The organism is Actinospineispora eucalypti, from assembly GCF_039543365.1.
Taxonomy (GTDB): Bacteria; Actinomycetota; Actinomycetes; order Mycobacteriales; family Pseudonocardiaceae; genus Pseudonocardia; species Pseudonocardia eucalypti.
Window position 1 is genome coordinate 124884 of the sequence record NZ_BAABJP010000018.1, and the last position, 20138, is coordinate 145021.

The following is a 20138-nucleotide window of genomic DNA, read 5'->3' on the forward strand; positions in this document are numbered from 1 at the left end:
ATCTAGTCTGTCTAGACAGATTCGTCTCGGGGAGGTCGTCGTGGCCAACCGTTGGCAACTGCAGGAGGCCAAGCAGCGGTTCAGCGAACTTGTCAGGGCCGTCGGAGAGGATGGCCCGCAGTACGTGACCCGGCATGGCCAGGAGGTGGTCGTGGTGATCGACGTCGAGGAGTACGAGCGGCTCAAGCGCTCCGGCACGGACTTCAAGGAGTTTCTCCGGAGCGCCCCCGAACTCGACGAGCTGGAGATCGACCGCTCCGCCGCGCCCGCGCGCGCGGTCACCTTCGGCGATCCGGGGTGAGCTACCTGCTGGACACCAACGTGGTGTCCGAGATCCGCAAGCGGAGTCCGGACCCCGGTGTCACGAAATGGTTCGACTCCGTGGACGAGGAGGAGCTGTTCCTCAGCGTGCTGGTGGTCGGCGAGATCCGGCAGGGCATCACCCGGTTGGCCCGGCACAACGAGGTGGGGGCCAAGGCGCTGGAGCGCTGGCTCTGGCGGCTCGGCGACGCCTACCGGGACCGGGTCCTCCCGGTGACGGCCGAGATCGCCGAGACCTGGGGACAGCTGAACGTGCCCGACCCGCTGCCGGCGGTCGACGGGCTGCTCGCGGCGACCGCGCTGGTGCGGCGGTTCACCCTGGTCACCCGCAACACCTGCGACGTCGCGCGCACGGGTGTCCAGCTGCTCAACCCGTTCGCGGCATCGGCGTGACGCGGATTATCGCCGGCGCGGTCGGCGGCCGGCGGATCGCCGTGCCGGCCAGCGGCACCCGGCCGACCGCGGACCGGGTGCGGGAGGCGCTGTTCAGCTCGCTGCAGGCCGACCCGGGGCTGGACGGCGCCTCGGTGCTGGACCTGTGCGCGGGTTCCGGGGCGCTCGGCCTGGAAGCCCTGTCCCGGGGCGCGGCGCACGCGTTGTTCGTGGAGTCGGACCGGCGGGCGGCGGCGGTGCTGCGGCGCAACGTGGCCGAGCTGGGCATGGCCGACCGGGCCGATGTCCGGCCGGTCCCGGTCGGCCCGCTGCTCGCCACCCCCGCGACCCGGCGCTACGACCTGGTGCTCGCCGATCCCCCCTATCGGGTGGTCGACGCGGAGGTCGCCGGCTGGCTGCGCGACGCCGCCGAGCACGGCTGGTTGGCCGAGGACGCCACCGTTGTGCTGGAACGATCGTCCGCGCCGGCGGCGTTCGAGTGGCCGCCGCCACTGCGCCCGCTGCGTGATCGTCGCTACGGAGACACCACGCTGCACTTCGGAGTTTGTTAACGTCCCGGTTCGTGAGACGCGCGGTGTGTCCCGGCTCCTTCGACCCGGTCACCAATGGTCATATGGACATCATCGGCCGCGCCGCCGGCCTGTTCGACGAGCTGTTCGTCGCGGTGCTGGTCAATCCCAACAAGCACGGCCTGTTCAGCGTGGACGAGCGGATCGAGATGCTCACCGACGTCACCTCGCAGTACCCCAACGTGAAGGTGTCCTCCTTCCACGGCCTGCTGGTCGACTTCTGCCGGGACCACGACGTGCTGGCCATCGTGAAGGGCCTGCGCGCGGTCACCGACTTCGACTACGAGCTGCAGATGGCGCAGATGAACCGGCGCCTGTCCGGGGTGGACACGCTGTTCATGTCCACCAACCCGGAGTACAGCTTCGTGGCCAGCTCGCTGGTCAAGGAGGTGGCCAAGTACGGCGGTGACGTCGCGCACCTGCTGCCGGCACCGGTGTTCGCCCGGCTCACCGAGCGCCTGGGCGAGATGTCGTCCTAGTGTCCTCAGGACACTAGCGTCCCGCTCAGCGCCGCATCTCCACCAGCGCCGACCGGAGCGCGTCCGGGGTCACCGCGAACGGCCCGCGCATCGGGTGGATCATCTGCTGACTGAGGTACAGCGTCGCGCCGATGGTCGCGCCGAGCAGGACCATCATCGTGATGTTGACCGCCTTCCGGCGCAGGCCGAGGATCAGCGGGAATGCGATGGTCAGGGCGGCGCCGATGATCGTGGCGGTGAGCAGCACCAAGTTGAAGCCGTACTCGCCGGTGGCGTCGTCCAGCCGTGCGCGGCGGCTGTTGTCGATCACCTGGACGTCGGCCAGGCCCTGGCGGCGGGCGTCGCCGACCGCGTCCTGAGTGACCGGCAGCGCGGTGAACCTGGCCCTGATCGCGGCGAGCGTCGCGGAGACCTCGGGGCTGTGCATGCCGTTCTCCATGAGCGGCCACTCGGATCCCGCCACCTGGTTGGCGTATGCCCGGATCAACCCGGTGAGCTCGGTGCGCACCGGCTCGGGGGCTTGGTCGGCCTGCCAGAAAGAGTCGATCAGTGCGTCGGCTTCCAGCGACGAATCAGTTTCCACATTGTCGCGGGTTTGCCAGGAGAAAACCACGTAGAACGCCAGAACGACGGTAAAGAGTGCACTGAGTATCCCGCCAATAAAGCTGAGCGAGCTGGAATCTGAGTCCTTTGTCAGAGTACTGCTCCGTGGCCCGTCGAGGACCATGACGAGCACAGCCGCCAGAGCGGCCAGGATGAGCGCGGCGAGGAGGGCTCCGAATGCCATCTTTTCTTTTCATTCAGCTGAAGTGCGGACCCGCACGAAGGACCGGGGAAAACTAGCAGCGCGAAGAACGAGGGTGGAATGTCTTCCCCGGCAGATTAGCTGGAAGAGGTGAATGCCCGCATCGGCGGCTTCTCGGGCCGGTTTGGTTAGGGTAGAAAAGCGTTCTCGTGTCAACAAGGATGACCATTTCCTGAGATCCCGGTATTTGCGCGGAAGGTGCTTGATGTCGCGGCACGTGTCGCTCGCGCTGCTACTAGCTGTGTTGGGTCTTGTATTTGCACCAGGGGCGTTCGCGGGGCGGGCGGTGGCCCAGAACCCGGCCGAGGAGCCCGGAGCGGTTTCGGTGACCACCTCGGTCTTCCCCTCGGTCACGCTGCCCGGGATGCCGGTGCGGCAGACCGCCGTGGTGACGAACACCGGCGGGCAGGTGCTCCGCAACATCCAGGTCCAGCTGGAGCTCGGTCCGGACTGCACCCGGGTGATCGCCGAGCTGGCGCCGGGCCGGGCGCGGGCGGTGGCCTGCGAGGCCGCCGCCCCCCTGCTGACCACGCTGCTGCACGCCACCGTGTTCGCCCAGGTGGCGCTCACCGGCGAGCAGATCGCGGCCGGGGCGAGGGTTCGTGTCGTCATCCAGGGTGGCCGGCGTGCGCCCGGCCCGGCACCGACGCCCGAGCCCTCCGCCGCGCCGGCACCGACGGTCGCGGCGCCGGCACCTCTGCCGACCGCCCCGGAACCCCTGCCGACGCCCGCCGTGCCTACGCCGCCGCCGACAGCACTCGCACCCGCGCCCCTGCCGACAGCCCCGGCGCCGACCGTGGTTGCCTCCACGGCGCTTCCGCCGGTCGCCCTGCCCGCGCCGCCCCCGACCGTCCAGTCGACCGCGCAGCCGGAACAGCCGAGGACCGAGCCGACCGTGGACCCCGAGCCGCCGGCCCAACCCGCCCCGGCGCCGCCCGCCGCTCCCGCCGAGGCCCCACCACCTCCGCCGCCACCGCCCCCCGCGGCGGCCCCCGCCCCCGCTCCTCCTGCCCCGCCCGCTCCCGCCGCTGCCGCGCCTGCTCCGGCGGCGGCCCCTGCTCCGGTGGCGCGGAGACCCGGGGTGGAGGCCCGCGCCGAACGCCGACCCGGCCCGGCGCGCACCGCGATGCTGGTCGCCGTGCTCGGCCTGTTCGTGCTGACGGTGAGCGTGGGCGCATTGACCGCGGTGACCCGCATCGGCCGGTAGCCTGCAGACACGCGGCCTCTTCCGCAATGCCACGTTCTGGGCATTTCGGCGGGCACACTGGGGGCCGTGTACCGGGTCTTCGAAGCACTTGACGCGCTGGTCACCGTGGTGGAAGAGGCTCGCGGCCTGCCCATGACGGCGAACTGCGTGGTGCCGAGGGGCGAGGTTCTGGACCTGCTGGACGAGCTGCGCGACGCGATCCCCGGCGAGCTGGATGACGCGCAGGACGTGCTGGACCACCGCGACGACATGCTCTCCCGCGCCGAGCAGCGCGCCGACGAGCTGACCCAGCGGGCCGAGGAGGACGCCGCCAAGCTGACCGGAGACGCGCAGGCGGAGGCCGACCGGATCCTCGCCGACGCCCGCGAGGAGGCCGAGCAGCTGGTCTCCCGGGCCCGGCACGACGCCGAGCGGACCGTGGCGGACTCCCGGGCCCAGGCCCAGGACCTGGCGGACCGGGCTCGCGCCGAGGCCGAGCGCCTGGCCGAGTCGGGGGAGGTGGCCTACCGGCAGGCGGTGGCGGACGGCGAGGCCGAGCAGGCGCGACTGGTCGCGCAGACCGAGGTGGTGCAGGCCGCGCACATCGAGTCCGGGCGGATCATCGACGCCGGCGACCGGGAGGCCCAGCGGCTGCGCGCCGAGTGTGACGAGTACATCGACTCCGCGCTGGCCAGTTTCGAGGAGACGCTCACCCGCACGTTGACTACAGTTCAGCGTGGGCGGGGGCAGCGGGGCCGCTGGTCCGCGGTCGGGGCGAAGGACCGCATTGGAACGGATCTGCTGAGCTAAGCGATTACTCCCGCGGGTTTGTCCGAACCGGCAACGTGCCTATAGTGGTTACGCACGGTAGCGGGCTCGAGATGAGGGCGGCAGAGGAGCGCGCGTGAGTGATCGCTGGGCTGTCTGGGCTGTCTGGGCTGTCCTTGGTGGCAGTGATGTGCTCGGAGGGGAACATGACCACACGGGAGCCCGAGTCCACGCGGACCGAGCATCCAGCGGAGGAAACGCCGGCGTTCGATCTCGGGCCGCCTCTCACCGGGCCGGACGGCTGGGCGGCGGCCCGGCCGCGCTACCCGGACGGCAGCATGGCGCCGGCGGCGTTCGACCCGCGCAACTGGTGGCCCAAGCACCAGCATCGGTTCGAGATGTCGGCTGACTACACCGGGCAGCCGGACTACCCGGCGAACCAGCCGATGTTCGACGGGACGCCCCCGCCCGCCCTGGCGGCGGACTCGAGCCGGCCCCCGGCGCCGGTGGAACCGGACCCGGGTCAGTACCAGCCGCGGCACCAGCCACCGAGGCCGGCCACCGGCACGGCCGCCGACCTGACCGACGACGCCATCGTGCGGCCCCGCGCCGAGCGGCCCATCGCCGGCTGGCGGGGCGCGGTCTACGCCGCGTCCGGCGGCCGGATCAACCCGGGCGTGAGCGAGGCGGAGGCGGCGCGGAACGTGTTGTTGCGCCGGATTCGCCGGCATCTGCCGGGGGCGCACCAGATCGCGGTGTCCTCGCTGAAGGGCGGCGTGGGCAAGACCACGGTTTCCTCGGTACTGGGGCTGACGCTGGCCGAGCACCGGGGTGACCGGGTGGTCGCGGTGGATGCCAACCCGGATGCGGGGACCCTGGCGGACCGGTTGACCGGTGAGATCGGTGTGACGGTCCGGCAGATGCTCGACAACATCGACGACATCGACTCGTTGACGGCGGTGTCGCACTACACGTCGTTGGCGGGTCGCCTGCAGGTGTTGGCGTCGGAGCAGGATCCGGCGATGAGCGAGGCGTTCAGCCGGCAGGAGTACGAGCAGATCTGCGCGGTTCTGGCCCGCTTCTACAACATCATCATCACCGATTCGGGTACCGGTCTGGTGCACTCCGCGATGGAGGGCACGCTGGCGTTGGCGGACTCGCTGGTGGTGGTCGGGGCGCCGACGGTGGACGGTTCGTCGCGGGCGTCGAAGACGCTGGACTGGCTGGTCGCGCACGGCTACGCCGAGATGGTCGCCGATGCCGTGGTGGTGTTGTGCTGTGACCGGGTGAGTCCGGAGATCGACCGGGAAAGAGTGCGGGCGCATTTCCTGGGCCGGACCCGGGCGGTGGTGGAGATTCCCTACGACCCGCACCTGGCCACCGGCGGGCGGGTGGACCTGGCGGCCATGCGTGAGGAGAGCAAGCACGCCTTCCTGGAGCTCGGCGCGCTCATTGCCGACCGCTTCTCCGGTTACTGAGGCCGGTACGCTGGAAAGCGTTATGTCGAAGAGTGAGCAACGCCCGAACCACCCCGAGGCGGCCAGCCCCTGGGTGATCAGCACGCGCGAGCTGGGCCGGCGGCCCGGCGGCATGCGCGACTACCGGCGCACGGTTCCGGCGCCGGCCGGCTTCTTCCTCGAGGTCATCGGCATCCCGGAGGGGGAGCCGATCGAGCTGGAGGTGAAGCTGGAATCGGCCAGCGAGGGCGTGTTCGTGTCCGGCACGGCGCACGCCGTGCTGGTCGGGGAGTGCGCCCGCTGCCTGGAGCCGATCGCCGACGAGGTCACCGCCCGGCTCGGCGAGCTGTTCGCGTACCCGGACAGCGCCACCGAGGCGACCACCGAGACCGACGAGGTCGGGCACGTGGTGGACGACATGATCGACACCGAGCAGATGGTGCGCGACGCGGTGTTGCTGGGGCTCCCGCTGGCCCCGTTGTGCCGGCCGGACTGCCGGGGGCTGTGCCCGGAATGTGGTGAACGGTGGGCGGATCTGGAGCCGAACCACAGCCATGAGACAATTGACTCCAGATGGGCCTCCCTGCAGGGAATGCGGGGTCGGCTCGCGTCCGCTGTGGCGGACGCCGACCCGGCGGAAAACGCTGAGCGTCGGTAACCGCACCGAGAAAGTTGGAGAGATCGTCGTGGCCGTTCCCAAGCGCCGAATGTCGCGCTCGAACACGCGCACCCGCCGTGCACAGTGGAAGGCCTCCGCGCCGACCCTGGCGCCGTGTTCCAACCGCGCTTGCCGCCAGCCGAAGCCTCCGCACGTGGCTTGCCCGAACTGTGGGCAGTACGACGGTCGGCCGGTCGTCAGCCCGGCCTGACCGAAGCTGCGCCAGCCCTCGTGAGAGATCGGGCGACGCGAGGGCCGGAAACCGACCATTCCGCGTTGTTGGCACGGCTCGACGTCGATCTTGACGCCGAGCTGTTGACCCTTGCCCTGACCCACCGCTCCTTCGCCTACGAGAACGGCGGGCTGCCCACCAACGAGCGCCTGGAGTTCCTCGGGGACTCCGTGCTCGGCGTGGTGGTCACCGAACACCTGTACCGCACGCACCCGGACCTGCCGGAGGGCCAGCTGGCCAAGCTGCGGGCCAGCGTGGTGAACATGCACGCCCTGGCGTCGGTGGCGCGCGAGCTGGGACCGCCGGCCACCGACGACCGGGGCGGCGGGCTGGGCGGATACCTGTACCTGGGCCGGGGCGAGGAGCTCACCGGCGGGCGGGACAAGGCGAGCATCCTGGCCGACGCCACCGAAGCGCTGATCGGCGCGGTCTACCTCGAGCACGGGCTGGAGGTGGCCCGCCGCCTGGTGGAGCGCCTGTTCGACGGCCTGCTCAAGGCCGCGCCCCGCCTGGGCGCCGGCCTGGACTGGAAGACCAGCCTGCAGGAGCTCACCGCCGCGGCCGAGATGGGCGTGCCGGAGTACCGGATCACCGAGGACGGCCCCGACCACCTCAAGACGTTCACCGCCATCGCCGTGGTGGCCGGGCGGGAGTTGGGCACCGGGGTGGGCCGCACCAAGAAGGAAGCCGAACAGAAGGCCGCGCAGCTGGCCTGGCGCACGCTCTCCGAAGACGGCGCGGCGGACAGCGAGGCCGGCGAGACTCCCGACCAACCGGGTACCTGAGGCCCGGGTGCCGGAGCTGCCCGAGGTCGAGGTGGTGCGCCAGGGCCTCGCCGACCACGTCATCGGCCGCCGGGTGACCGGCGTCCAGGTGCTGCACCCGAGGGCGGTCCGCCGCCACGTTCTCGGCGCCGCCGACGTGATCGGCCGGATCACCGGGCACACCCTCACCGCCGCCCGCCGGCGCGGCAAGTACCTGTGGCTGGAGCTGGACGGCGACCAGCCGGACGGCCCGTCCGAGGCGGTGCTCGCGCACCTCGGCATGAGCGGGCAGATGCTGGTCGCCGGCCGGGCCGTGCCGCCGCACAAGCACCTGCGGATGCTGCTGGACTTCGCCGACGGCGGCCCCCAGCTGCGCTTCGTGGACCAGCGCACGTTCGGCGGGCTGAGCGTGGAGGAGCTGGTCGAGGCCGACGGCGCCTTGCTGCCCAAGCCGATCGCCCACATCGCCCGCGACCCGATGGACGCCGGCTTCGACGCCGAGGCGGTGGTCACCGCGCTGCGGGCCCGCCGCACCGAGCTGAAACGCGCGCTTCTGGACCAGTCGCTGGTGTCCGGCATCGGCAACATCTACGCCGACGAGGCGCTCTGGCGCGCCCGCCTGCACGGCGTGCGGCCCACCGGCAAGCTGACCCGGGTCGCGGCCCGGAACGTGCTGTCCGCCGCCACCGAGGTGATGAACGAGGCGCTGGCCCAGGGTGGCACCAGCTTCGACGCGCTGTACGTGAACGTGAACGGCAACTCCGGCTACTTCGAGCGCTCGCTGAACGTCTACGGCCGAGAAGACCGCCCGTGTCGCCGCTGCGCCACCCCGATCCGCCGCGAGCCCTTCATGAACCGCTCCTCCTACTACTGCCCCCGCTGCCAACCCCGCCCCCGCTAACCCCCACATCGCGGACCCTCCCGCCCCATATCGCGGATCCCACCAGGCGATATCGCTGGTCCCGTCAGGCGGTATCGCTGGTCCCGCCAGGCCATATCGCTGGTCTCGTCAGGCCGTGTCGCGGTCTGGTGCGTCCCGGCACGTCGGTCTGCGCCGGTCTGAACCTGCGACATGGACTGGACAGATCCGCGACATGACCTGGTGGAATCCGCGATATGGGTGGGGGTGGGCGTTAGGGACGCGTTAAGGGTTGGATCTCGTCGGATGGGGTGGTGGGAGGGTCGAAGGCGGGAGGTGGCCCATGCCACGTGCACGTTCTTCCGAAACGGTGCCGCCCCGACTGCCTGGTTCGACCGGCAGCGCGCTCGGCTTCTTCGTCGGAATCGGCGCCACCCTGGTGGCATTTCCCCTCGGTGCCGGTGACTGGCCGCCCATCGCCCTCGTGCTGCTCGGCGTGGTGGTGCTGGCGGTCGGCGTGAGCACCACGCTGCTCGGCGCCCTCGCCGCGGCGGCGCAGTGCTGGGGGCTGTACTCCGGTTTTGTGCTGCACCAGTTCGGCGAGCTGCACCTCGACGGGCCCGAGCGGGCCGCCCTGGCGCTGCTGGTGGGGCTGGCGCTCGCGGCCAGTGCGGCCGGGCTGGCCGTGCGCCTGCATGCCGGGAAGACCGAGAGCGCCGAGCCGGCCCGGGCACGGTTGACGCTGGTCACCGCATCGGGTCGGTGAGTTCACCCGCCCTGGTGAGCGGTCTCACCGGGGCGTCAAGAACCCGTCAACGCGGCGCCGCCCGGCGTCAAGGGCGCGCAACTTGCCGACGCAAACGGGGCAACATCTCGCACGCTTTCCGGTGACCCCAGATCGAGAAAGTGAGGGCATACCGGATGGCCGACCTGGCCTATCTCTTGCTGATCGTCGGCGGCTTCGCGGTGCTGGCGTTGCTGCTGCGTGGACTGGAGCAGCTGTGATCGCCAACGTCGTGGGCGGAGTGGTCGCCCTGCTGCTGCTCATGTACCTGTTCGTCGCGCTGGTCCGGCCGGAGAGGTTCTAGATGTCCACCACACTGGCCGGCCTCTTGCAGGTCGGCGTACTGCTGCTGCTCCTGGCCGCCGTGTACGTGCCGTTCGGCAACTACATCGCCGGCGTGTACACCGGCGCCCGCCACCTGCGGTTCGAGCGCGCCATCTACCGGATCGTCCGGGTGGACCCGGACAGTGAGCAGCGTTGGACCGTGTACGCGGCCGGCGTGCTCGGGTTCTCCTTCGTCTCGGTGCTGCTGCTGTACCTGCTGCAGCGGTTCCAGCCGTTCCTGCCGCTGGACCTCGGCCGGGGCGCGGTGGACCCGGGGATCGCGTTCAACACCGCGATCTCCTTCGTGACCAACACCAACTGGCAGTCCTACGTGCCGGAGTCGGTGATGGGCCACACCGTGCAGATGGCCGGCCTGACCGTGCAGAACTTCGTCTCCGGCGCGGTGGGTATAGCGGTCGCGGTGGCGCTGATCCGCGGGTTCATCCGGGCCTCCACGGACCGGATCGGCAACTTCTGGGTGGACCTCACCCGGGGCGTCATCCGGATTCTGCTGCCGGTGGCCTTCGTCTCGGCCATCGTGCTGGTGGCCACCGGCGTGGTGATGAGCCTGCGCACCGGCGTGGACGTGACCGGCATCGACGGCCAGCGGCACACCATCGCACTGGCCCCGGCCGCCTCCCAGGAGGCGATCAAGGAACTCGGTACCAACGGCGGCGGGATCTTCAACACCAACTCCTCCCACCCGTTCGAGAACCCCAACGGCTGGTCCAACCTGCTCGAGATCTTCCTGATCCTGGTCATCCCGGTCAGCCTGACCAGGGCGTTCGGCGTGATGGTGCGCGACACCCGGCAGGGTCATGTGCTGCTCGGCGTGATGGGCGCGCTGTGGGGCGCCATGCTCGCCGTCGCCTGGTGGGCGGAGACCCACCCGAACGGCCCGGCCACGCTGGCCGCCGGTGCCGCGATGGAGGGCAAGGAGGTCCGGTTCGACATCCCGTCGTCGGTGCTGTTCGCGGTGTCCACGACCGGGACGTCCACCGGCGCGGTCAACGGCATGCACGACAGCTACACCGGCCTCGGCGGCGGGGTCGCGCTGCTGAACATGCTGTTCGGCGAGGTTGCTCCGGGTGGTGTGGGCACCGGGTTGTACGGCCTGCTGGTGCTCGCGGTGATCGCGGTGTTCCTGGCCGGCCTGATGGTCGGCCGCACCCCGGAGTACCTGGGCAAGAAGCTGGGCCGCCAGCAGGTGACGGCCGCCGCGATCGCCATCCTGGCCATGCCCACCATGGTGCTGCTCGGCTCGGGCGCGGCGCTGGCCCAGCCCGGCGAGCTGAACGCCGCGCTGGCCAACTCCGGTGCGCACGGGTTCTCCGAGGTCCTCTACGCCTACGCGTCGGCCGGCAACAACAACGGCAGCGCGTTCGCCGGCATCACCGTGACCAGCCCGTTCTTCCAGTCGACCCTCGGCCTGGCCATGCTGTTCGGCCGGTTCATCCCGATCCTGGCCGTGCTGGCCCTCGCCGGGTCGCTGGCCGCGCAGAGACGGGTCGAGCCCGGTGCGGGGACCCTGCCGACCGACGGCGTGCTGTTCGGCGTGCTGGTCACCGGGACCGTAGTGATCGTCGCCGCTCTCACTTTCTTCCCGGCCCTCGGGCTCGGGCCTATCGCGGAGGCACTTGCATGACTCGCGTTGTGATGCCGAATCGTCCGGTCCGCAGTCCGGACGAGGCCCAGCACCTGCACGCGGAACGGACGGGCCGGTCGGTCGGTGCCGGGGCGTTCAGCCCGCGCCAGCTGCTGACCTCATTCCCGGACGCGATGCGGAAGCTGGACCCGAGGGCGCAGCTGCGCAACCCGGTGATGTTCGTGGTGTGGGTGGGCTCGGTGCTGGTCACGGTGCAGGCGATCGTGGAGCCGGGCGTCTTCGCGATCACCATCGCCATCTGGCTGTGGCTGACCGTGATCTTCGCCAACCTGGCCGAGGCGGTCGCCGAGGGCCGGGGCAAGGCGCAGGCCGACACCCTGCGCAAGACCAAGAAGGACACGGTCGCGCTGCGGCTGCGTCCGGACGGGTCCACCGAGCAGGTACCGGGCACCGAGCTGAAGATCGGTGACCGGGTGGTCGTGGAGGCGCACACCGAGTTCGCGGTGATCCCCGGTGACGGGGACATCGTGGAGGGCATCGCCACGGTGGACGAGTCGGCGATCACCGGCGAGTCCGCGCCGGTGATCCGCGAGTCGGGTGGCGACCGCTCGGCGGTCACCGGCGGCACCACCGTGCTGTCCGACCGGATCGTCGTGGAGATCACCACCAAGCCCGGCGAGTCCTTCGTGGACCGGATGATCGCGCTGGTGGAAGGCGCGCAGCGGCAGAAGACGCCGAACGAGATCGCGCTGACCATCCTGCTGGCCACGCTCACCATCATCTTCCTGCTGACCGTGGTGGCCCTGCAGCCGATGGCCGGCTACTCGGGGGCGCCGCAGTCGCTGATCGTGCTGACCGCGTTGCTGGTGTGCCTGATCCCGACCACCATCGGCGCGCTGCTGTCCGCCATCGGCATCGCCGGCATGGACCGGCTGGTGCAGCGCAACGTGCTGGCCAAGTCTGGTCGTGCGGTGGAGGCGGCCGGTGACGTGGACACCCTGCTCCTGGACAAGACCGGCACCATCACCTACGGCAACCGCCAGGCCACCGCGCTGGTGCCGGTGGAAGGGGTGACGGTGGCCGAGCTGGCCGAGGCCGCCCGCCTTTCCAGCCTGGCCGACCAGACGCCGGAGGGGCGCAGCATCGTGGAGCTGTGCCACCGGGAGCACGGGCTGGCGGCCGAGGCGACCGCCGCCGAGGCGGTGGCGGAGTTCGTGCCGTTCACCGCGCAGACCCGGATGTCCGGCATCGACCTCGGGGGGCATCAGGTCCGCAAGGGCGCGGCCAGCGCGGTCACCGACTGGGTGCGCTCGTCCGGTGGGCACGTTTCGGAACTGGTGAACGTGCTGGTGGACGACATCAGCGAGGAGGGCGGCACGCCGCTGGTTGTGGCGGCTTCGCCGCCACCCGTGAGTGAGAAGTATGGCTATAGCCACACTTCTCACTCACGGGCGGGCGAAGCGCGCATCCTCGGCGTGATCCGGCTGTCCGATGTGGTGAAGCCCCTGATGGCGCAGCGGTTCGCCGAGCTGCGGGCCATGGGCATCCGCACGGTGATGGTCACCGGGGACAACCCGAAGACCGCGAAGGCGATCGCCGCCGAGGCCGGCGTGGACGACTTCGTCGCGGAGGCCACCCCGGAGGCGAAGATGGAGTTGATGCGCCGCGAGCAGGAGGGCGGCCGGCTGGTGGCGATGACCGGTGACGGCACGAACGACGCCCCCGCGCTGGCGCAGGCGGACGTCGGGGTGGCGATGAACACCGGCACCTCGGCGGCCAAGGAGGCCGGCAACATGGTCGACCTGGACTCCGACCCCACCAAGCTGATCGAGATCGTGGAGATCGGCAAGCAGATGCTGATCACCCGGGGCGGCCTGACCACGTTCTCCGTGGCCAACGACGTAGCCAAGTACTTCGCCATCGTGCCGGCCATGTTCGCCGTGGCCTATCCGCAGCTGGACAAGCTGAACATCATGCACCTGGCCAGCCCGGAGTCGGCGATCCTGTCCGCGGTGATCTTCAATGCGCTGATCATCGTCGCGCTGATCCCGCTGGCGCTGCGCGGGGTGCGGTTCCGCCCGTCCAGCGCGGCCGCGCTGTTGCGGCGCAACCTGCTGGTGTACGGGCTCGGCGGGATCGTCGCGCCGTTCGCCGGCATCTTCCTGATCGACCTGCTGGTCCGGCTGCTGCCGGGGATTGGTTGAGTTCGCGGTGAACGCACTGACCAGGCAGACCCTCGCCGGGCTGCGCATGATCCTGGTGATGACCGTGCTGGTGGGCATCGCCTACCCGCTGGCGGTGTGGGCCGTGGCCCACCTGCCCGGGCTGTCCGCGCACGCGGAGGGTTCGGTGATCACGGCTCCGGACGGGACCGCGACGGGGTCGTCGCTGATCGGCGTGGACCCGGTGGCCAAGGACCCGGCCGCCGACCCGTACTTCCACACCCGGCCCTCGGCCACCGCCAAGGACATCCTCGGCCCGGGTGACCCGTCCACCTCGGCGGCGTCCAACCAGGCCGGTGACTCGGAGAAGCTGCTCAAGGCGGTGAACGACCGGCGGGCCGCGATCGCGGCCCGGGAAGGGGTGAACCCGGCGGCGGTGCCGCCGGACGCGGTGACCGCCTCGGCCTCGAGTGTCGACCCGCACATCAGCGCGGCCTACGCCGAGCTGCAGGCGGCGCGGGTGGCCCGGGTGACCGGGGTGCCGGCCGCCGACGTGGCGCGGCTGGTCGCCGAGCACACCGACGGCCGCGCCCTGGGCGTCCTCGGTGCCCCGGGCGTGAACGTGACCGAGCTGAACCTGGCGATTGCGCGGGCGGCGCATGGCCGGTGATGGCCTGGTTACATCGACACCCGGGTGACAATGGGGAGGTGACGTACGATCCGCCGGCCCGCCGGGGCAAGCTGCGCATCTACCTGGGTTCCGCGCCCGGTGTGGGTAAGACGTACGCGATGCTCGGGGAGGGCCGGCGGCGTGCCGACCGGGGTACCGACGTGGTGGTCGGCCTGGTCGAGACGCACGGCCGGCCGAAGACCCAGGCCCTGGTGGGCACCCTCGAGGTGGTGCCTCGCAGGCAGATCACCTATCGGGACAACGAGTTCGGCGAGCTGGACACCGACGCCGTGCTGGCCCGCAAGCCGGCCGTGGTGCTGGTGGACGAGCTGGCGCACACCAACGTCCCCGGTTCGAGGCACGAGAAGCGCTGGCAGGACATCGACGACCTGTTGGCGGCCGGCATCGACGTGCTCTCCACGGTGAACGTGCAGCACCTGGAGTCGCTCAACGACGTGGTGGAGAAGATCACCGGGGTCCGGCAGCGGGAGACCGTGCCGGACCAGTGGGTGCGGGGCGCCGAGCAGGTCGAGCTGGTGGACATCACCCCGGAGGCGCTGCGCCGCCGGATGGCGCACGGCAACATCTACCCGCCGGAGAAGATCGACGCGGCGCTGTCCAACTACTTCAAGCCGGTCAACCTGGTCGCGCTGCGCGAGCTGGCGCTGTTGTGGGTGGCCGACGAGGTGGACGTCGCCCTGCAGCGCTACCGGGCCGAACAGCAGATCACCGACGTCTGGGAGGCCCGGGAGCGGATCGTGGTCGCGGTCACCGGCGGCCCGGAGAGCGAGACGGTGCTGCGCCGGGCGGCGCGCATCGCCAAGCGGTCGGGAGGTGCCGCCACCGGACGCCCGGCCCAGGCCGGCGCGAGCGGTACCAGCGAGGGGCGCCGGGCCGACCTGCTGTGCGTGCACGTGCTGCGCGGTGACGGGCTGGCCGGCGCGCCGCCGCAGGCGTTGACCAGGCTCCGCAAGCTGGCCGACGGTGTGGGCGCCTCCTTCCACACCGTGGTCGGCGGGGAGGACGTGCCGGCCGCGCTGCTGGACTTCGCGCGCGGGGTGAACGCCACGCAGCTGGTGCTCGGCACCTCCCGGCGGTCCCGGGTCGCCCGGCTGTTCAACGAGGGCATCGGCGCCACTGTGGTGCAGGACTCCGGGCCGATCGACGTGCACATGGTGACCCACCAGGAGGCCGGCGGCGGCACGCTGGTGCGCCGGGTGCGCAGCGCGCTCTCCCCGACCCGGCGGACCGCCGGCTGGCTGTGCGCGCCGCTGCTGCCCGGGCTGGCCACGGTCACCGGCGTGCTCGGCAAAAACGTGTTCGGTCTGTCCACCGACGTGGTGCTGTTCTTCCTGGCCACCGTGCTGGTCGCGCTGGTCGGCGGGCTGGGGCCGGCGCTGCTCGCGGCGGTGGCCGGCGGGCTGCTGCTCAACTACTTCCTCACCCCGCCGCTGTACACCTTCACCATCGCCGAACAGCAGAACGTGATCACCTTGGTGGTGATGGTGGTGGTGGCCATCGCGGTGGCGCTGGTGGTGGACCGGGCGGCCCGGCGGTCCGAGCAGGCCGCCGTGGCGCGCACCGAGGCGGCCCTGCTGGCCTCCTTCGCCCGGACGGTGCTGACCCGGGCCGACCCGCTGCCCCGGCTTCTGGAAAAGGTGGGCGAGGCGTTCGGCCTGCCCTCGGTGGCGGTGCTGGAGCACGCCCCGGACGTCCCCAACGGCTGGCGCACCGTGGCCTGCACCAGCCCGCCGGACTGCCTGCGCCCGGAGGATGCCGAAGTGGACGTGGCGGTGGACGTGGACGTGCACCTGATCGGGCGGGGCCGGCCGCTGGCGGCGGCCGACCGGCGGGTGCTGGAGACGGTCGGCGGCCAGGCCCTGCTGGCGCTGCGCGCCCAGCGGATGGCGGCCGAGGCGGCCGAGGCCCGGCGCCAGGCGGAGGGCGGCCGGCTGCGTTCGGCCCTGCTCTCGGCCGTCGGGCACGACCTGCGCACCCCGCTCACCTCGATCAAGGCGGCGGCGGGCAGCCTGCGCGACGCCGAGCTGCGGCTGTCCGAAGCGGACCGGGCGGAGCTGCTGGCCACCGTCGAGGAGTCGGTGGACCGGCTCACCGCGCTGGTGGACAACCTGCTTGACTCGTCCCGGCTGGCCGCCGGCGCGGTGGTGCCCCGGCCCCGCGCGGTCGGCTACGACGAGGCGGTCACGCTGGCCCTGGCCGGGGTGGAAGGGGCATACCGGGTGAAGGTGGAGATCGACGAGTCGCTGCCCGACGTGCTCGCCGACGCGGGACTGCTGGAACGGGTGGTCGCCAACGTGGTCGACAACGCGTTGCGGCACGGCGCGGGCGCTCCGGTGGCGGTGCGGGCCAGCGCGCACGCCGACCGGGTGGAGCTGCGAGTGGTCGACTCGGGGCCGGGTGTCCCGCGCAGCGCGGCCGACGGGCTGTTCCAGCCGTTCCAGCGGCTGGGTGACCGGGACGCCACCACCGGGGTGGGGCTCGGGCTGAGCGTGGCGAAGGGCTTCACCACGGCGATGGGTGGCACGCTGGTCGCCGAGGACACCCCGGGCGGCGGGCTCACTGTGGTGATCTCGCTTCCGGAGGCTGGGACATGACCGCGGGCATGACCAAGGTGCTGGTGGTGGACGACGACGCGCAGATCCTGCGCGCGCTGCGGATCAACCTGACCGCGCGCGGCTACCAGGTGCTCACCGCCGTGGACGGCACCGGGGCGCTGAAGGCCGCCGCCGACGGGCTGCCCGAGGTGGTGGTGCTGGACCTGGGCCTGCCCGACATGCCGGGCACCGAGGTGATCGCCGGGCTGCGCGGCTGGACCCAGGTGCCGATCATCGTGCTGTCCGCGCGCACCGACTCGACCGACAAGGTCGACGCGCTGGACGCCGGCGCGGACGACTACGTGACCAAGCCGTTCGGCATGGCCGAGCTGTTGGCCCGGCTGCGCGCCGCCGTGCGCCGGGCCTCGGTCGGCCAGGTCGACGGCGAGCCGGTGGTGAAGGCGGCCACCTTCACCGTGGACCTGGCGGCCAAGCGGGTGGTCCGCGACGAGGCGGAGATCCACCTGACGCCCACCGAGTGGGGCATCCTCGAGCAGCTGGTGCGCAACCCCGGCAAGCTGGTCGGCCAACGCCAGCTCCTCCAGGAGGTCTGGGGCCCCGCCTACGGCAAGGAAACCAACTACCTGCGCGTCTACCTGGCCCAACTCCGCCGCAAACTCGAACCCGACCCCGCCCACCCCCGCCACCTCATCACGGAACCGGGAATGGGCTACCGCTTCGAGCCCTGATCTCAGAAGCCGAAGTTCTGGGTCCAGTAGTGGCCGTTGGGTACGTAGCCGACGCCGATGGTTTTGAACTCGCAGTCGAGGATGTTGCGGCGGTGGGAGGGGCTGTTCATCCACTTGCTCATGGTTTCGGCCGCCGTGCGGTAGCCGCGCGCGATGTTCTCTCCGCCGGTGCGGTCGGCCGGGAAGCCGGCGGCCACCTCCCGGTCGGCGAAGTCGTGCCCGCTCGGGTCGTCGTGGCTGAAGAAGGACTTGCTGGCCATGGCCTGGCTGTGGCGCTGGGCCGACCGGTTCAGCCGGGGGTCCACGGTCAGTGGCTTGCAGCCGGCGGCCACCCGGCGCGCGTTGGTGATCGACACGATCTGCGCGGCCGGGCCGGCGATCACCGGCGGCTTCGGTGCCGGCGGCGGCGCCGCGACCGGCGGGCCGGGAGGCACGGGAGGCAGCGGTGGCCCGGGTGGGGGAATGGGCAGCAGCAGGGGGCCGGTGGCCGCCGGTGGCTGCGATGCGTCGTCGTAGGGCAGCGGCCCCACCGCGATCGGGCCGGGGTCGCCGACCGGCTCGCTGCTCGGCGCCTGGGGCGGCGGCGGTGCATGCTGCTCCGCGCGGGGCGCGACCAGAACCGCGGCGACGGCGACCAGCGCGCCGCAACCGAGACCGACCAGGACGGGGACCAGACGCCGCCGCCCGATGGACATCACAACGGGTGAACGTAGCAGACTGCGGGGCGTGAACCCGGATACCGCCATTCGACTGACAGCATGGGTACACGGACGCGTTCAAGGGGTGGGTTTCCGCTGGTGGACGCGATCCCGCGCGCTCGAGCTCGGCCTGGTCGGCAGCGCCTCGAACCTGCGTGACGGACGGGTGGAAGTGATTGCGGAGGGTGCACGAGAGGCTTGTGAGACACTCCTAGAACTGCTGCGAGGGGGAGACACGCCCGGCCGGGTGGACCGGGTGATCGAGCGATGGAGCGAACCCACCGGGTTGCCGCGCTCGTTCGTCGAGCGTTGACCCCAGAGCGTTGACCTTGACCCTGCTGTCCGACGGAAGGCCGATGTGCACCTCAAGCGACTGACGCTGAAGGGCTTCAAGTCCTTCGCCTCGGCCACCGAGCTGCGCCTCGAGCCGGGCATCACCTGCGTGGTCGGCCCGAACGGCTCGGGCAAGTCCAACGTGGTCGACGCGATCATGTGGGTGTTCGGCGAGCAGGGCGCCAAGGCGCTGCGCGGCGGCAAGATGGAGGACGTCATCTTCGCCGGCACCTCGGGGCGCGCGCCCCTGGGCCGCGCCGAGGTGACGCTGACCATCGACAACTCCGACGGCGCACTGCCCATCGACTACTCCGAGGTGTCGATCACCCGGCGGATGTTCCGGGACGGCGCGGGCGAGTACGAGATCAACGGCAACACCTGCCGGCTGTTGGACATCCAGGAGCTGCTCTCCGACTCCGGCATCGGCCGGGAGATGCACGTGGTGGTCGGCCAGGGCCAGCTGGCCGCGATCCTGGAGTCCAAGCCGGAGGAGCGGCGGGCCTTCATCGAAGAGGCCGCCGGCGTGCTCAAGCACCGCAAGCGCAAGGAGAAGGCGCTGCGGAAGCTGGACGCGATGCAGACCAACCTGACCCGGCTGACCGACCTCACCGGCGAGCTGCGCCGGCAGCTGAAGCCGCTGGGCAAGCAGGCGGAGATCGCCCGGCGGGCGCAGACGGTGCAGGCCGACCTGCGCGACGCCCGGCTGCGGCTGGCCGCCGACGACCTGGTCACCCTGCGGGCCGAGCTGGCCAGGGAGGAGGCCGACGAGGCCCTGGCCCGGGAGCGGCGGGGGGAGATCGAGCAGGCGCTGGTCGGTGCGCGCGAGGAGCTGGCGGTGCACGAGGCCGCCCTGGCCGCCGCGACGCCCGCGCTGACCACGGCCCAGGAGACCTGGTACCGGCTGTCCTCGCTGGCCGAGCGGCTGCGCGGCACGGTGCGGCTGGCCGCCGAGCGGGGCCGGCACCTGTCCGAGCCGGTGAGCGCGGGTTCCGTCGGGCAGGACCCGGACGAGCTGGAGGCGGAGGCCGAGGCCGTCGCCGAGCAGGAGGACGCGCTGGTCTCGGCCGTCGCGGACGCCCGGCGGGCGTTGAACGCGGCGCTGGAGACGGTGACCGCCCGGGAACGGGAGCTGGCCGCCGCCGAGCGCGAGCACCTGGCGGCGGTCCGTGCGGTGGCCGACCGGCGGGCCGGGCTGGCCACCCTGGAGGGCCGGGCGGAGGCGCTGCGCAGCAAGTCGGCGGCCACCGCCGAGGAGATCGAGCGGTTGTCCGGCGCCCTGGCCGAGGCCCGGGCGCGGACCGAGGCGGCCGAGGCCGAGCTGTCGGTGCTGCAGGCCGACCTCGGCGCGCTGGACGAGGGGCCGGAGGGTCCGAACGGCCTCGACCAGCGCGGCCGGGCGGCGGTGGACGCCCACCGGGAGGCCCGCCGCCGGGTGGAGGAGCTGGTCGCGCAAGAGCGCGAGCTGGAGCGGGAGCGCGCGCACTGGAAGGCCAGGGTCGAGGCGCTGTCGGTGGCGTTGAACCGCAAGGACGGCGTGGCCGCGCTGCTCTCCGCCGGCGATCGGCTGCCCGGGGTGCTGGGCAAGCTGGCCGAGCTGATCACCGTGTCACCCGGCGCGGAGGCCGCGCTGGCCGCCGCGCTCGGCGGTCTTGCCGAAGGCGTCGCGGTGTCCGCGCCACCCCAGGCGCTGGACGCGTTGCGCCTGCTCAAGTCGGACGGCGCCGGCCGGGCCGGCATCGTCAGCGGGGCGCCAGGGCCCGGCGGGG

22 protein-coding genes are annotated in these 20138 nt (G+C 71.7%); 20 read left to right on the forward strand and 2 right to left on the reverse strand.

Going from position 1 to position 20138, the window contains the following annotated elements:
- Positions 1-40: 40 nt before the first annotated feature.
- From ABEB12_RS20110 to coaD, 4 genes are read left to right on the forward strand one after another with little or no spacing between them, the layout of a single operon-like run.
- Complete coding sequence (locus ABEB12_RS20110) at positions 41-301, forward strand: type II toxin-antitoxin system prevent-host-death family antitoxin (protein ID WP_185060273.1); 261 nt, start codon at positions 41-43, stop codon at positions 299-301.
- On the forward strand, positions 298-714 hold the full coding sequence (locus tag ABEB12_RS20115) for a PIN domain-containing protein (RefSeq protein ID WP_185060274.1): 417 nt from the start codon (positions 298-300) through the stop codon (positions 712-714). Before ABEB12_RS20110 ends, ABEB12_RS20115 begins: the two co-directional genes overlap by 4 nt.
- On the forward strand, positions 711-1265 hold the full coding sequence (gene rsmD / locus ABEB12_RS20120; RefSeq protein WP_185060275.1) for a 16S rRNA (guanine(966)-N(2))-methyltransferase RsmD: 555 nt from the start codon (positions 711-713) through the stop codon (positions 1263-1265). The genes ABEB12_RS20115 and rsmD overlap by 4 nt, the downstream gene beginning before the upstream one ends.
- Positions 1266-1276: 11 nt before the next feature.
- Positions 1277-1762, forward strand: coding sequence for a pantetheine-phosphate adenylyltransferase (gene coaD / locus ABEB12_RS20125; RefSeq protein WP_185060276.1), 486 nt, complete (start codon positions 1277-1279; stop codon positions 1760-1762).
- Positions 1763-1787: 25 nt separating this feature from the next.
- Here the strand turns inward: coaD and ABEB12_RS20130 are convergent, their stop codons facing one another.
- Positions 1788-2549 carry a bestrophin-like domain gene (locus ABEB12_RS20130; protein WP_185060277.1) on the reverse strand — a complete coding sequence of 254 codons (762 nt, stop codon included), beginning with the start codon at positions 2547-2549 and terminating at the stop codon, positions 1788-1790.
- Positions 2550-2772: 223 nt separating this feature from the next.
- Between ABEB12_RS20130 and ABEB12_RS20135 the strand changes: the two genes are divergently transcribed.
- The 14 genes from ABEB12_RS20135 (at position 2773) to ABEB12_RS20200 (ending at position 17341) form a co-directional block, all read left to right on the forward strand.
- Positions 2773-3774: a hypothetical protein gene (locus ABEB12_RS20135; RefSeq protein ID WP_345702971.1), complete on the forward strand. Its 1002-nt coding sequence runs from the start codon at positions 2773-2775 to the stop codon at positions 3772-3774.
- 66 nt (positions 3775-3840) lie between these two features.
- Positions 3841-4563 carry an ATP synthase subunit B family protein gene (locus tag ABEB12_RS20140; RefSeq protein ID WP_221497646.1) on the forward strand — a complete coding sequence of 241 codons (723 nt, stop codon included), beginning with the start codon at positions 3841-3843 and terminating at the stop codon, positions 4561-4563.
- Positions 4564-4727: 164 nt separating this feature from the next.
- A complete protein-coding gene (locus ABEB12_RS20145; protein WP_345702972.1) occupies positions 4728-5999 on the forward strand; it encodes a MinD/ParA family ATP-binding protein in 1272 nt (423 codons plus the stop codon).
- Between the two features lie 22 nt (positions 6000-6021).
- On the forward strand, positions 6022-6636 hold the full coding sequence (locus tag ABEB12_RS20150; RefSeq protein ID WP_185060279.1) for a YceD family protein: 615 nt from the start codon (positions 6022-6024) through the stop codon (positions 6634-6636).
- A gap of 28 nt (positions 6637-6664) precedes the next feature.
- Positions 6665-6847, forward strand: a complete 183-nt coding sequence (gene rpmF, locus ABEB12_RS20155; protein WP_185060280.1) for a 50S ribosomal protein L32 — start codon at positions 6665-6667, stop codon at positions 6845-6847.
- A 20-nt stretch (positions 6848-6867) separates the two neighbouring features.
- Positions 6868-7653 carry a ribonuclease III gene (gene rnc, locus ABEB12_RS20160; RefSeq protein WP_185060281.1) on the forward strand — a complete coding sequence of 262 codons (786 nt, stop codon included), beginning with the start codon at positions 6868-6870 and terminating at the stop codon, positions 7651-7653.
- Between the two features lie 7 nt (positions 7654-7660).
- Positions 7661-8533: a bifunctional DNA-formamidopyrimidine glycosylase/DNA-(apurinic or apyrimidinic site) lyase gene (mutM, locus tag ABEB12_RS20165; RefSeq protein ID WP_185060282.1), complete on the forward strand. Its 873-nt coding sequence runs from the start codon at positions 7661-7663 to the stop codon at positions 8531-8533.
- A 301-nt stretch (positions 8534-8834) separates the two neighbouring features.
- The gene (locus ABEB12_RS20170) at positions 8835-9257 is read left to right on the forward strand and encodes a hypothetical protein (protein WP_185060283.1); all 423 of its coding nucleotides are present in this window, start codon (positions 8835-8837) and stop codon (positions 9255-9257) included.
- A gap of 235 nt (positions 9258-9492) precedes the next feature.
- Complete coding sequence (gene kdpF / locus ABEB12_RS20175) at positions 9493-9579, forward strand: K(+)-transporting ATPase subunit F (protein ID WP_185061286.1); 87 nt, start codon at positions 9493-9495, stop codon at positions 9577-9579.
- The gene (gene kdpA, locus ABEB12_RS20180) at positions 9580-11244 is read left to right on the forward strand and encodes a potassium-transporting ATPase subunit KdpA (protein ID WP_185060284.1); all 1665 of its coding nucleotides are present in this window, start codon (positions 9580-9582) and stop codon (positions 11242-11244) included.
- An 11-nt stretch (positions 11245-11255) separates the two neighbouring features.
- Positions 11256-13409: a potassium-transporting ATPase subunit KdpB gene (kdpB, locus tag ABEB12_RS20185; protein ID WP_221498013.1), complete on the forward strand. Its 2154-nt coding sequence runs from the start codon at positions 11256-11258 to the stop codon at positions 13407-13409.
- A gap of 7 nt (positions 13410-13416) precedes the next feature.
- Positions 13417-14037, forward strand: coding sequence for a potassium-transporting ATPase subunit C (locus ABEB12_RS20190; protein ID WP_345702974.1), 621 nt, complete (start codon positions 13417-13419; stop codon positions 14035-14037).
- Positions 14037-16652: a sensor histidine kinase gene (locus ABEB12_RS20195; protein ID WP_185060286.1), complete on the forward strand. Its 2616-nt coding sequence runs from the start codon at positions 14037-14039 to the stop codon at positions 16650-16652. The genes ABEB12_RS20190 and ABEB12_RS20195 overlap by 1 nt, the downstream gene beginning before the upstream one ends.
- A gap of 8 nt (positions 16653-16660) precedes the next feature.
- Entirely contained in the window at positions 16661-17341 is a 681-nt protein-coding gene (locus ABEB12_RS20200; protein ID WP_185061288.1) for a response regulator, read from the forward strand.
- A 2-nt stretch (positions 17342-17343) separates the two neighbouring features.
- Here ABEB12_RS20200 and ABEB12_RS20205 read toward each other — a convergent pair whose 3' ends face one another.
- The gene (locus ABEB12_RS20205) at positions 17344-18036 is read right to left on the reverse strand and encodes a CAP domain-containing protein (RefSeq protein WP_185060287.1); all 693 of its coding nucleotides are present in this window, start codon (positions 18034-18036) and stop codon (positions 17344-17346) included.
- Here ABEB12_RS20205 and ABEB12_RS20210 point away from each other — a divergent pair.
- Complete coding sequence (locus ABEB12_RS20210) at positions 18029-18352, forward strand: acylphosphatase (RefSeq protein ID WP_185060288.1); 324 nt, start codon at positions 18029-18031, stop codon at positions 18350-18352. The genes ABEB12_RS20205 and ABEB12_RS20210 overlap by 8 nt on opposite strands.
- A 45-nt stretch (positions 18353-18397) precedes the next feature.
- The coding region (locus ABEB12_RS20215) for a chromosome segregation SMC family protein (protein ID WP_345702977.1) at positions 18398-20138 on the forward strand (1741 nt) is incomplete at its 3' end.

What these genes read in the sequence shown, in the direction of transcription:
- ABEB12_RS20130 (WP_185060277.1), bottom strand. Translation starts at nt 2,549, where the DNA reads ATGGCATTCGGAGCCCTCCTCGCCGCGCTCATCCTGGCCGCTCTGGCG.
- ABEB12_RS20135 (WP_345702971.1), top strand. Translation starts at nt 2,773, where the DNA reads ATGTCGCGGCACGTGTCGCTCGCGCTGCTACTAGCTGTGTTGGGTCTT.
- ABEB12_RS20145 (WP_345702972.1), top strand. Translation starts at nt 4,728, where the DNA reads ATGACCACACGGGAGCCCGAGTCCACGCGGACCGAGCATCCAGCGGAG.
- ABEB12_RS20150 (WP_185060279.1), top strand. Translation starts at nt 6,022, where the DNA reads ATGTCGAAGAGTGAGCAACGCCCGAACCACCCCGAGGCGGCCAGCCCC.
- ABEB12_RS20170 (WP_185060283.1), top strand. Translation starts at nt 8,835, where the DNA reads ATGCCACGTGCACGTTCTTCCGAAACGGTGCCGCCCCGACTGCCTGGT.
- kdpA (WP_185060284.1), top strand. Translation starts at nt 9,580, where the DNA reads ATGTCCACCACACTGGCCGGCCTCTTGCAGGTCGGCGTACTGCTGCTG.
- kdpB (WP_221498013.1), top strand. Translation starts at nt 11,256, where the DNA reads ATGCCGAATCGTCCGGTCCGCAGTCCGGACGAGGCCCAGCACCTGCAC.
- ABEB12_RS20195 (WP_185060286.1), top strand. Translation starts at nt 14,037, where the DNA reads ATGGCCTGGTTACATCGACACCCGGGTGACAATGGGGAGGTGACGTAC.
- ABEB12_RS20200 (WP_185061288.1), top strand. Translation starts at nt 16,661, where the DNA reads ATGACCAAGGTGCTGGTGGTGGACGACGACGCGCAGATCCTGCGCGCG.
- ABEB12_RS20210 (WP_185060288.1), top strand. Translation starts at nt 18,029, where the DNA reads ATGGACATCACAACGGGTGAACGTAGCAGACTGCGGGGCGTGAACCCG.
- ABEB12_RS20205 (WP_185060287.1), bottom strand. Translation starts at nt 18,036, where the DNA reads ATGTCCATCGGGCGGCGGCGTCTGGTCCCCGTCCTGGTCGGTCTCGGT.